Origin of the sequence: Weizmannia agrestimuris (genome assembly GCF_943193165.1) — a bacterium.
Classification (GTDB): domain Bacteria; phylum Bacillota; class Bacilli; order Bacillales; family Bacillaceae_C; genus Weizmannia; species Weizmannia faecalis.
This window is the reverse complement of sequence record NZ_CALPDC010000035.1, coordinates 22,853-32,593: the sequence shown is the minus strand read 5'-3', so window position 1 is coordinate 32,593 and position 9,741 is coordinate 22,853. Positions and strand designations below refer to the sequence as shown.

General features: G+C 45.4%; 10 protein-coding genes. 6 read left to right on the top strand and 4 right to left on the bottom strand.

Annotated elements, in window-relative coordinates:
* Positions 1–474 precede the first annotated feature (474 nt).
* A complete protein-coding gene (locus NFR98_RS12200) occupies positions 475–747 on the top strand; it encodes a helix-turn-helix domain-containing protein (RefSeq protein WP_017550349.1) in 273 nt (90 codons plus the stop codon).
* A 124-nt stretch (positions 748–871) separates the two neighbouring features.
* On the opposite strand, the gene NFR98_RS12195 is transcribed toward NFR98_RS12200, so the two are convergent.
* Positions 872–1,219 carry a YflT domain-containing protein gene (locus NFR98_RS12195; RefSeq protein WP_013860790.1) on the bottom strand — a complete coding sequence of 116 codons (348 nt, stop codon included), beginning with the start codon at positions 1,217–1,219 and terminating at the stop codon, positions 872–874.
* Between the two features lie 147 nt (positions 1,220–1,366).
* On the opposite strand from NFR98_RS12195, the gene NFR98_RS12190 reads away from it, so the two are divergent.
* The 3 genes from NFR98_RS12190 (at position 1,367) to NFR98_RS12180 (ending at position 3,304) form a co-directional block, all read left to right on the top strand.
* Entirely contained in the window at positions 1,367–2,053 is a 687-nt protein-coding gene (locus NFR98_RS12190) for a uracil-DNA glycosylase (RefSeq protein WP_014096709.1), read from the top strand.
* Between the two features lie 450 nt (positions 2,054–2,503).
* Complete coding sequence (locus tag NFR98_RS12185; RefSeq protein ID WP_014096710.1) at positions 2,504–2,761, top strand: YwdI family protein; 258 nt, start codon at positions 2,504–2,506, stop codon at positions 2,759–2,761.
* A gap of 171 nt (positions 2,762–2,932) precedes the next feature.
* Positions 2,933–3,304, top strand: a complete 372-nt coding sequence (locus NFR98_RS12180; RefSeq protein ID WP_014096711.1) for a DUF423 domain-containing protein — start codon at positions 2,933–2,935, stop codon at positions 3,302–3,304.
* A 42-nt stretch (positions 3,305–3,346) separates the two neighbouring features.
* On the opposite strand, the gene gerQ is transcribed toward NFR98_RS12180, so the two are convergent.
* Both gerQ and hemQ read right to left on the bottom strand, forming a co-directional pair.
* Complete coding sequence (gerQ, locus tag NFR98_RS12175; RefSeq protein WP_014096712.1) at positions 3,347–3,793, bottom strand: spore coat protein GerQ; 447 nt, start codon at positions 3,791–3,793, stop codon at positions 3,347–3,349.
* A 160-nt stretch (positions 3,794–3,953) separates the two neighbouring features.
* A complete protein-coding gene (gene hemQ, locus NFR98_RS12170) occupies positions 3,954–4,709 on the bottom strand; it encodes a hydrogen peroxide-dependent heme synthase (RefSeq protein WP_014096713.1) in 756 nt (251 codons plus the stop codon).
* 169 nt (positions 4,710–4,878) lie between these two features.
* Between hemQ and pta the strand changes: the two genes are divergently transcribed.
* The gene (gene pta / locus NFR98_RS12165; RefSeq protein WP_035183186.1) at positions 4,879–5,850 is read left to right on the top strand and encodes a phosphate acetyltransferase; all 972 of its coding nucleotides are present in this window, start codon (positions 4,879–4,881) and stop codon (positions 5,848–5,850) included.
* A gap of 779 nt (positions 5,851–6,629) precedes the next feature.
* On the top strand, positions 6,630–7,463 hold the full coding sequence (lipL, locus tag NFR98_RS12160; protein WP_035183189.1) for an octanoyl-[GcvH]:protein N-octanoyltransferase: 834 nt from the start codon (positions 6,630–6,632) through the stop codon (positions 7,461–7,463).
* 1,389 nt (positions 7,464–8,852) lie between these two features.
* Here the strand turns inward: lipL and NFR98_RS12155 are convergent.
* Complete coding sequence (locus NFR98_RS12155) at positions 8,853–9,563, bottom strand: RsfA family transcriptional regulator (protein WP_014096716.1); 711 nt, start codon at positions 9,561–9,563, stop codon at positions 8,853–8,855.
* Positions 9,564–9,741 lie beyond the last annotated feature (178 nt).

Genomic DNA, 9,741 nt, shown 5'->3' with positions numbered 1-9,741 from the left:
TCCAGAAAAACAGCCCCTATACTCCATATTCCCTCATATTCAGATAACCCTTTTTACACAATTATACGGACTTAACTACCCGAAGGGCCTATTTTAATAACTTTTATATAAATGTTATGCACATTTATATCATTTATTGCTTGGAAATTATCAATTTGTTCAAGTGTATGTTATTAAAATGTGTGTTTGTTGACAATAGACACATGTGTCCAGTTATACCTGAAAACAGAAGGATGGGTGATGAAGTAAAGCTTTTGGAAAAAGTGTCTGATAGATTTCAGCATATATCTTTAGTGATGCCGAAAAATTTTTCGTTGACAACAGTCAGTAATTTATTAAAATAAAAAGTATCGAAAGATTTTGTGATTGATTTGAATTTTTAATTGTTCGTTTTTTTAATTTGAAATGATAAGCTTGTAAATCAAAACTTGTAAATCAAAAATAGAATACTCAAATCATATGGGGTGGGAGCTGATGGTATATCAAGACAAACAATTTCAATCAGAGGAAATGTTTTTACAAAAAATCATAAATGCCGAAAATGTAGGGGTAGCAGTAAAAACTGCCAGATTAGAAAAGGGTTTGACGCAAAAGGATCTTGCAGGCAACATATTATCCGAAAAAACGGTTCATCGGATTGAAAAAGGTCAAGTACTACCCAGTCTGTTTACCTTTTTTTACATATTGAGCAGACTAGAATTATCAGCTGACAGTTTTTTGTCTCTCTTAAGTGATCTGTTTTTATAATTTTTGCAACTGTTAGTTTAATTGGCCTGGTTTAAAGACACGTCCCAGGATGGCTGAATATGAGCCATTTAACCTAATAAAAGCAGAAAAAAGCCGGCTTAAGGAACGCCGGCCCGGTCCGGTTTTATAGCAGGTGTTCAGGCCCCTCCTGGTTATCCGTGGCGATGACGACAACGCGCCCCTCGTCGAGTACTTTTTCATACTGTACGGCTTCCATCTCCGACAATCCGAGCGACTGCATTTTCGAACGCAGTTCATCCCCTCGCTCCCTGAACAGATTGCCGACCGAATCAATGACTCCTTGTTCTTCCATGCCGACAGATCCCGTTTCCGTTGCGTCGGTTAAATCTTTTGAACGGTCTTTGTCATGCGAGAAAATATAAATATTGTCTTTCGCAAATCCTTCATTTTCAAACTCTGTTATCTTTTTCGTCGCTTCGAGCCCGTTTTCGACCACTTCTACTTTATGCACCTGTCTTCCTCCTTCCGAAAAATGATGATACTGTTTGACATTTATATAACCGCTTCCTGCCGTCCTTAAACAAAGAAAAGTTTTACAGCCGCCGGACAAGGAAACTGATAAAATGAAAGTATAGGAAAGAAAGGGGCTGTAAATAAAATGAAGGACATTTTTAAAAATGATTGGGGCCCGCTTTTAAAGGAGGAATTCCAAAAACCATATTATTTAAAATTGAGGGAGTTCCTCAAAAAAGAATATGCAACACAGCGAATCCATCCTGATATGTTCGATATCTTTAATGCTTTTCACTATACGGCTTATCGGGATGTTAAGGTTGTCCTCCTTGGCCAGGATCCTTACCACGGACCGGGCCAGGCTCACGGGCTTAGTTTTTCAGTAAAGCCGGGGGTGGATATTCCCCCTTCGCTCCGGAATATTTTCAAAGAGCTACATGACGATGTTGGATGCAGGATTCCGCAGCACGGGTGCTTGGTCAGCTGGGCGAAGCAGGGCGTGATGCTGTTAAACACCGTGTTGACTGTCAGGGAAGGGCAGGCCCATTCACACCAAGGAATGGGATGGGAAATTTTTACAGACGAAGTGATCCGGAAAATCAATGCGAAAGAAACACCTGTCATTTTTCTGTTATGGGGAAGGCCTGCGCAGAGCAAAAAAGCGCTGATCGACACCAACAAACATTTTGTTTTAACTGCTGCCCATCCAAGCCCGTTGTCCGCCCATCGCGGTTTTTTCGGGAGCCGTCCGTTTTCAAAAACCAACAATATTTTGCGCAAGTTGGAAGAAAAAGAGATCGACTGGCAGCTGCCGGAACAGGAAAAGATATAAAACGCATTCCATCGCGGAAATCCGACAATGTTCCACGTGAAACATGGCGATTTTTTTGCAAGGTATGACAGCGTTCCGCATTGTTCGGATAATTGTCCTCTGTTAAAATAAATGTAAGCAAACGACAAATGCGGGCCAGCAAAGGAAGGAAACATTGTCAGGACCGGCACCCTGCAGCCATGATGCGATCGGAAGTCATGAACCTAGCGATTACAAATTTCAGGTTGGACGCCTATGCTACAGGGAACGCATCACAGCAGCGGGATGAAAACAAATTTTCAGGCTATATAAAATGAATAAAATATCGCAGTTCTGTTGCCTTCGGAAAAAATGTCATCGTGCAAATGGAACGCGGGCTTGGGGGAAAAACTTATATTCATTGCTCATACTTTTTTGCAGTAGGCAACAGATTTCATTTATTTTATATAGAAATTAAACAGAGGTGCGGAAATGGCCATTACAACGGAAATGCTTTTGGAAAAAATGGAGCAGGAATTGGCAAAGGCAAAACAGGCAATGCCGGCGGAACAATTCAGGGAGCATATCTATGCGGTAAAAGCTTTGTGTGAAGTTTTATTGGAAAGCGGAAAGGCGGTACAGCCAGAAGAGCCATTGCCTGCCAGTCCTTCTGTGCCGAAAACGGTGCTGAAACCGGAGCCGTTGAAAATGGAAGATGGTGCAAACGGAGACTCTATTTTTGATTTTTAATCGCAAACAATTGAAACAAGCGTCCACCAAAGCGGGCGTTCCTGTCTTCTCTGCAGCTTCTTATACGGTTTGTATACCTATCATGGTATCTAGCTTTTTATCATGAACATTTATGTTGACTTGTTTTTAAGCTTCTACAGCGTTTTACATTAAAAAATGGGAGTGCATCGCATGAATATTTTTGTTTTTTTTGGAGCACTGAACGCGTGTATATCTGTTGCGCTCGGGGCTTTTGGGGCCCACGGGTTGAAAGGGATCATGGATCAGAAGTATCTGGATATTTGGGAGACCGGCGTCCGTTATGAAATGTACCATGCGCTCGGGTTGATTGCGATCGGCATTCTTTCCGGCATCCTCAAATCATCCGCACTGCTCAGCTGGTCAGGATGGTTGATGCTGATTGGCATCGTCCTTTTCTCCGGCAGCCTTTATGTTTTAAGCTTAACGAAAATCAGTGTGCTTGGTGCGATTACGCCAATCGGAGGCGTCGCGTTCCTTGCTTCCTGGATACTGCTTGCTATAGCGGCGGTAAAGTGGATGTAAGAAAAAACAGCCCGGTTTCGGAGCTGTTTTTTCTTTCGCTGATCACCGCGGCGGATAGGTTGCCAGCGGCTGACCGGCTTGCGTTGTGCTACCATATGGGTATTCATATTCGATTTCTTCAGAGAAGACAACGTAATCAACATAGACCATCGGGATTAAATAACGCTGCCCGGTTTGCGGATCACTAAGGATGACATGGTCCCGTCCGGCAGCTTCAATAATGCCATTGAACACTTTAGCATTCCATTCCCGGTTGTTTTCAAACGTGGCGTACAGCGTGACCAGTTTTCCTTTATTCAGCCGCAAAATATTTTCAATATACGATTGTTCAAGCGGAAGCTGGCCGGGCAGGTTCTGTGAGGGTGCCTGCGCTTGCTGCCCCCCGGGAACCTGGTACGGCGGATAATATCCTCCGTAATAAGGCTGTGCGGACTGCCGGTAATAATAAGGATATCCGTATACGGGCGGTGTGTAATTGCCGTTTTCCAACTGATTTCCCCCTCCATTTTGCATATCGGTCTGCCCTGGTTTTTGTAAAATGCACAAAAAACAAGGGCATTCACTACATTTATGTGTATGCCGGCCGGAAACGGGTTATGCTTAAGATCTCTCGTGAAAAAATCCTTCCAGCAGGCTGGAAGGATTTTTCTTAACCAATATGCAAATAGGAGGTTAACCGTTCTTCGTCAAGCAGGCTGCCGACATAGAACGGGCCGAATTCTCCGTACCTTGCGCTGGCTTCGTCAAACCGCATTTCATAGACGATTTTTTTAAACTGCAGGGCATCATCGGATAATAAAGCCACACCCCATTCGTAGTCGTCAAGCCCGGTGGAACCGAGAATATATTGTTTTACCTTGCCGGCATATTTGCGGCCGATCAATCCGTGGCTTTTCATTAACTCCTTGCGTTCCTCCATTGGCAGCATGTACCAGTTGTCATTGCCTTCGCGCCGTTTATCCATCGGGTAGAAACAGAAGTATTTGGATTTCGGCAATGTCGGGTAGAGGCGCTCGCGGACACGCGGATTTTCATACGCAGACTCGTCCGCTTTCCCGCCGCGCACATAGTTGCTCAGTTCATTTACACCGATGTACGAATATGCCGGAATGGTAAAATCAGCAATCCTTAATTTATTAAAGGCTGTTTCAATTTCTTCGAGGTCTTCCAGGGCCGGCCGCATCGTCCATAAAACAAAGTCGGCTTTCTGGCCGGTGATGGTATATAAAGCATAAGCCCCTTCGTGTTTGCTTTGGATGGCATCCAGTTGCTGAAGAAATTGCCGGAATTCTTTCACCGTAGCATCCCTTTCCTCGGCAGGCAGCGCCTTCCAGCCCGCCCAGTCGAGAGAACGGAAATCATGCAGTGAGTACCAGCCGTCCAGTGTTTCTGCTGCTTCGCTCATTTTTTTCCCTCCAAATGTTTTTCTCTTCCCTTACTATAACACAGGTTAGAAAAGGGAAAAAATATTACGGCTACCGCGAAATTGTCTAAAAGAAGCCTTCTTTTGCCTTTGATTTTCCGGAAAAATGGATTATCCTTAAAATGGATACCGTAAGCGAGGAGTGTTGAGCGTGAGTACATTTTTTGACGGGATAAAAGAAAAAGTGCGGGGACATAACAAAACGATTGTTTTTCCGGAAAGTTCGGATGAAAGGGTTTTAACAGCCGTCTCCCGGTTTGCAGCCGATGAAGTACTCCGGCCGGTTTTAATCGGGAACAAGGATAAAATTCAGGCAAAAGCCCAGGCCATCGGTGTTTCTGTCAAGGGCGTTACAGTGTATGACCCGGAAGACTATGCCGGTTTTGAAGAAATGGTGCAGGCTTTTGTGGAACGAAGAAAAGGCAAAGCGACGGAGGAAGATGCGCGCCAAATTTTAAAAGACGTCAATTATTTCGGCACCATGCTCGTCTATTTGAAAAAAGCGGACGGTCTGGTAAGCGGTGCCATCCATTCAACGGCAGATACAGTCCGGCCGGCATTGCAGATCATTAAAACAAAACCGGGCGTGAAAAAAGTTTCTGGCGTTTTCATTATGGTGAGGGGCGAAGAGAAATTTGTTTTCGCCGATTGTGCAATCAATATTTCACCGGACAGCCAAGACTTGGCGGAAACGGCCGTGGAGAGCGCGAAAACTGCCCGGACATTTGATATTGAACCGAGGATTGCAATGCTGAGCTTTTCAACAAAAGGTTCCGCCCATTCCGATGAGACGGAGAAAGTGGCGCAGGCAGTCCGATTGGCTAAAGAGCGCGATCCGGAGCTTGTCATGGACGGCGAGATGCAGTTTGATGCCGCGTATGTGCCGGCTGTGGCGCAAAAGAAAGCGCCGGATTCCGTGATTCAGGGGAATGCAACTGTGTTTATTTTTCCAAATCTGGATGCGGGGAATATCGGTTATAAAATGGCCCAGCGTCTTGGCGGTTTTGAAGCAGTCGGTCCGATTTTGCAAGGGCTGAATGCGCCTGTCAACGATTTGTCGCGCGGCTGCAATGCGGAAGATGTTTATCATTTGGCTTTGATTTCCGCAGCACAAAGTTTGTAAGGGAGTTGCCAGGCTTCCGGCTGTTGAATGGACAGCGGTGGGAGGAGAACTAAAAAAGAGGCTTATATAAGTTGAACAAACCAATATTATTTTTTCAGTGTTGCCAGAATCAATGTCTAACCTGATTGTAATGAATTTTGGACGCGAAAAACTTAAGTTCATTTTATTTAGGTTTTTTTCCTGGAAAGCAGCCTTCTTATCTCAACCCTATACTGAATCCCTTATATGTTTGAACCGGCTGAATCTGAACCGTGACAGCAGTCTTGTCGGTTGGTTGGACAGCATTTGTAGAAGGGCGTGTTGATTTTTTGGGAGGTGTCCGGCTGACAAATTACCGGTAATGTCTGCGTCTGGCTGCTTTGTGATTTTTTTAACAAAAACGAAAAAAGGGTGTACCGATGTGCAAAGAATGGGTACGAACGGAAAAGGGAAGTAAAGCTGTGGGACATTGCGGGGGAAAATGACCTTGGTATGTGGCCGAGGCTCTTCTTTTCCAGCTTGCACACCAGGGCTTAGAATGCTCGCCTTTTTTGGTTTGGCTTTTGGATGATGCCAAACCTTTTTTCTGGTTTATACGGCATGCTGGGCGGAGCCATTTTATAATGGAAGATTTTGGGGAGAAAAGGAGGTTGGGCTGAATTTGATGGCACCCGGAATTGGAGTGCGGCCGGGCAGTTTTTATGGGTTCAGCCCCATTGTAAAGGGATTTCGGCCGCAGCTTTTTGGTAGTCAATCCGTCATGATATGATAGTAGTAAAATAAATGGGGGAAAGATCAACATGGAAGAAGCGCTGCAATTGCTGAAGCAGCCCGAGTGGCGGGTGATGGACCAGTCCGGGTTGGGCCCGCAGTTTGAAGCGGCCCAGTCATTTGCGATGGACGACACATTGTGCACCGCTGTCGGGGCAAATGCATCCCCGGCTGTTGTCCGGACATGGGTGCATCACGACACCGTCAGCCTTGGCATTCAGGATACAAAATTGCCCTTTTTTGAGGAGGGGCTTGCTGTTCTTAAAAATAGAGGGTTCCGGTATATTGTCCGTAATTCGGGCGGGCTTGCCGTTGTATTGGATACAGGCGTGCTGAACATTTCGCTTGTGGTGCCGGATACGGAAAAGGGAATGGATATCAACCGTGGTTACGAAGCGATGTGGAAGCTGGTCCAAATGATGTTTTCGGATTTTCCCGTTGTGATTGAAGCAGGGGAAATAGCAGGCTCGTACTGCCCGGGGAGCTATGATTTGAGCATTGGCGGGAAAAAATTCGCCGGCATCTCCCAGCGGCGGGTCAGGAGAGGGGTGGCCGTCCAGATTTATTTGTGTGTGACGGGAAGCGGCGCCGACAGGGCAGAACTCGTTCGGGATTTTTATGAGCGGGCAAAACAGGGTGCGGAGACAAAGTTGCAATACCCATGTGTCCGTCCTGAAGTGATGGCTTCTTTGGCGGAGCTTTTACAGGAAACACTCACGGTTCAGGATGTGTTCATGCGGCTTTTGCAAACGCTGAAGACGTTGGGGGGCCGGCTTGTGTCCCGTCCGCTTTCGGAACAGGAAACGGAATGGTACGGCAAATATTATGAACGCATGCTGGAAAGAAACGCACGGTTTTTGTGAAGAATGAACGATCAAGGGCCACCTGCTGATCTGAGGAAAGACATTTTTGAAACGTGGCCGGTTGCCTGCTGTCTTTCATGTGCGAGATGAAGGACAATTTGGGGTCGTGATGATTGTGATTTGTCTTTCATGGAGTGGATGAAAGACATTTGGAGCCGGTAATGACTTTGATTTGTCCTTCATGAAGTGGATGAAGGACATTTTAAAGTGATGGTAGCCTGTTTTTGTCTTTCATCTGGCGCATGAAGGACAATTTGGGGTTGTGGCGACTTTATTTTGTCCTTCATGGGGCAGATGAAAGACATTTGGGCTCTGTGATGTCTTTGATTTGTCCTTCATTGGGTGAATGAAGGACATTTTAGGGTTATGGTGAGTTTGTTTTGTCATTCATGGGGCAGATGAAAGACATTTGGGGTCTGTAATGTCTTTGATTTGTCCTTCATCGGGTGAATGAAGGACATTTTAGGGTTATGGCGAGTTTGTTTTGTCCTTCATGGAGCGGATGAAAGACATTTGGGGTCGGAGATGGTCTCTGTTTTGTCCTTCATAAAGTGGATGAAAGACATTTTGAAGCGCGGCTGGTTGGCAATTGTCTTTCATGTACAAGATGAAGGACATTTTAAAGCGGTGGCAATCATTTTTTGTCTTTCATCGGACGAATGAAGGACATTTTGGGGTTGAGGCGATTGTGTTTTGTCTTTCATAAAACGAATGAAAGACATTTTTAAGACGTGGCTCCAAAAAGACACTTGGGCGGCGACCAAACTTTCCTTTTAGGAGCGTTTCAAAAAGACAAAAGATGCTGGGGAAACGTGCCAATTGTCCTTTAGAGCGTTTCAAAAAGCCAAAAGACACCTAGGCAGCGTCCAAATTGTCTTTTAGAGCATCTCAAAAAGACGAAATGCACCTGGAAATCATCCAAACTGTCCTTTAGAACGTTCCAAAAAGCCAAAAGAAACCTAGGCAGCGTTCAAATTGTCTTTTAGAACATCTCAAAAAGCCAAAAGACACCTTGGTAGCGTCCAAACTGTCTTTTAGAGCATCTCAAAAAGCCAAAATGCACCTGGAAATCATCCAAACTGTCCTTTAGAACGTTTCAAAAAGACAAAAGGTGCTTGGGGAACGTGCCAATTGTCCTTTAGAGCGTCTCAAAAAGCCAAAAGACACCTTGACAGCGTCCAAACTGTCTTTTAGAACATCTCAAAAAGCCAAAAAGCGCCTGTGAATCAAACAAACTGTCCTTTAGAACATCTTAAAAGCCAAAAGGCACCTAGGGAACGTCCCAATTATCCTTTCATGCAACAAAAGCCGGGAGATTGCCGCCTTGCACGCCAAACACCCATTGAGCATGCATCGCCCAATGGGTGTTTGTGTTTACTCGCCCGAAACTTATTCTGCCAGCTTTTCGAGATTGCCGTTGCGGTCCATTTTAAATTTGGTTGCCCCGGTTTCGTCTTCTTCGAAAAGGACGTATTTTCTCGCGCGGTTCATGATTTTCATCAAGGTTTCGTAGTCTTCCTGCATGGTAACCGAACCTTCTTCGAGCTCTTCGACGCGTTTTTTCAATTCTTCCGTTTCCTTTTTCAATTCCTGGTTTTCGTGCTTCAATCTTGCATTCTCACTTTTTAAAATCGTGCTTTGGAATTGCGTATTGTTCAAGTATTGCAGATAGCTGATGACCTTGACAAGGCTCATTTCCCCGCTGTTTTCGGCCGCCTGGGAAACTTGAGGGCTGCTGTTTTCAGCTTCTTCCCCGTCCGGAGCCGGTTGTTCCGGAAATTCAGCAAGCGGTATTTCGCCAATTTCCTCGAGTGTTGGAACCGGCGGCTGGTACAGCAGTTTCTTTTTCCCGCCCTGGTCTTTTCCAAGCAGGCGTTGGCGTTGCTTGCGCTGTTTTTTTGCAAGCTGCAGCGCCTGTTCGTAGTTATGGCGGACAACCGCATTCCAGCGGAAACCGCAGGCGGCGGATGTACGGTTCAGTTTATCGCCGACTTCCTCAAAAGCATTCAGCTGTGTGCTTCCTTCGCGCACGTGGCGGAGCACTGTTTCCGCCAGCAACAAATCATCTTCTTCGCTCCACGCATCTTGACGTGATTTCATTCTCATTACCCCCAAAATGTAAATTTTTTGTTTGTACTAAGAGAATGGACAAAAAACACGCAATTTATACCAATATGGTAAAAAAATAATAGAATTTTAGCGCACAAACGGATTTTTGCTTGTAGCAACACAGTTGGGGGGCACACACGGGAAGCCAAAAAGCCCATTAAGATTGCCT

What these genes read in the sequence shown, in the direction of transcription:
- NFR98_RS12200 (WP_017550349.1), top strand. Translation starts at nt 475, where the DNA reads ATGGTATATCAAGACAAACAATTTCAATCAGAGGAAATGTTTTTACAA.
- NFR98_RS12190 (WP_014096709.1), top strand. Translation starts at nt 1,367, where the DNA reads ATGAAGGACATTTTTAAAAATGATTGGGGCCCGCTTTTAAAGGAGGAA.
- NFR98_RS12185 (WP_014096710.1), top strand. Translation starts at nt 2,504, where the DNA reads ATGGCCATTACAACGGAAATGCTTTTGGAAAAAATGGAGCAGGAATTG.
- NFR98_RS12180 (WP_014096711.1), top strand. Translation starts at nt 2,933, where the DNA reads ATGAATATTTTTGTTTTTTTTGGAGCACTGAACGCGTGTATATCTGTT.
- hemQ (WP_014096713.1), bottom strand. Translation starts at nt 4,709, where the DNA reads ATGAGCGAAGCAGCAGAAACACTGGACGGCTGGTACTCACTGCATGAT.
- lipL (WP_035183189.1), top strand. Translation starts at nt 6,630, where the DNA reads ATGGAAGAAGCGCTGCAATTGCTGAAGCAGCCCGAGTGGCGGGTGATG.
- NFR98_RS12155 (WP_014096716.1), bottom strand. Translation starts at nt 9,563, where the DNA reads ATGAAATCACGTCAAGATGCGTGGAGCGAAGAAGATGATTTGTTGCTG.